This is a genomic window from Methylobacterium sp. WL19 (genome assembly GCF_008040005.1).
GTDB classification, from domain to species: Bacteria; Pseudomonadota; Alphaproteobacteria; order Rhizobiales; family Beijerinckiaceae; genus Methylobacterium; species Methylobacterium bullatum.
In genome coordinates, this window is record NZ_VRVC01000275.1 from 1 (window position 1) to 1148 (window position 1148).

General features: G+C 66.5%; 1 protein-coding gene. It reads right to left on the reverse strand.

Annotation, left to right across the window (positions count from 1 at the left end):
* On the reverse strand, nt 1-1145 hold a 1145-nt coding region (gene tuf / locus FV220_RS25010), incomplete at its 3' end, for an elongation factor Tu (protein ID WP_147833585.1).
* Between the last annotated feature and the right edge of the window lie 3 nt (nt 1146-1148).

A 1148-nucleotide genomic window follows, 5' to 3' on the forward strand; every position in this document is an offset into this window, starting at 1 on the left:
CCTTCACGGATGGCGAAGCGGAGCTTCTCTTCCATGGCGACGGGGACGATGAGGGTGACGTCCATGGTGACGCTGTCACCGGGCATCACCATCTCGGTGCCCTCGGGCAGTTCGCAGACACCGGTCACGTCGGTGGTGCGGAAGTAGAACTGGGGCCGGTAGTTGGTGAAGAACGGGGTGTGGCGACCGCCCTCCTCCTTGGTGAGGATGTAGGCTTCGGCCTTGAACTTGGTGTGGGGCTTGACCGAGCCGGGCTTGCACACGACCTGGCCGCGCTCGACGTCCTCGCGCTTGGTGCCGCGCAGGAGCACGCCGACATTGTCGCCGGCCTGGCCCTGGTCGAGCAGCTTGCGGAACATCTCGACGCCCGTGACCGTGGTGGTCTGGGTGTCGCGGATGCCGACGATCTCCACGGTCTCGCCGACCTTGACGATGCCGCGCTCGACGCGGCCCGTCACCACGGTGCCGCGGCCCGAGATCGAGAACACGTCCTCGATCGGCATCAGGAACGGCTTGTCGATCGGACGCTCCGGCTGCGGGATGTAGGCGTCCACCGACTCCATCAGCTTCAGCACGGCGTCGTGGCCGACGGCCTTGTCGCCGTTGTCGAGGGCGACCTTGGCCGAGCCCTTGGTGATCGGGATGTCGTCGCCGGGGAAGTCGTACTTGGAGAGGAGCTCGCGCACCTCCATCTCGACGAGCTCGAGGAGCTCCTCGTCGTCGACGAGGTCGACCTTGTTGAGGAACACCACCAGCGCCGGCACGCCGACCTGACGGGCGAGCAGGATGTGCTCGCGGGTCTGGGGCATCGGGCCGTCGGCGGCCGACACGACCAGGATCGCGCCGTCCATCTGGGCGGCACCGGTGATCATGTTCTTCACGTAATCGGCGTGGCCGGGGCAATCGACGTGGGCGTAGTGACGGTTGGCCGTCTCGTACTCGACGTGAGCCGTCGAGATCGTGATGCCGCGGGCCTTCTCCTCGGGGGCCTTGTCGATCTGGTCGTAGGCCGTGAACGTCGCGCCACCCGACTCCGCCAGGACCTTCGTGATCGCCGCCGTCAGCGACGTCTTGCCGTGGTCGACGTGACCGATCGTGCCGATGTTGCAGTGCGGCTTGGTGCGGGCAAACTTCTCTTTGGCCATCGT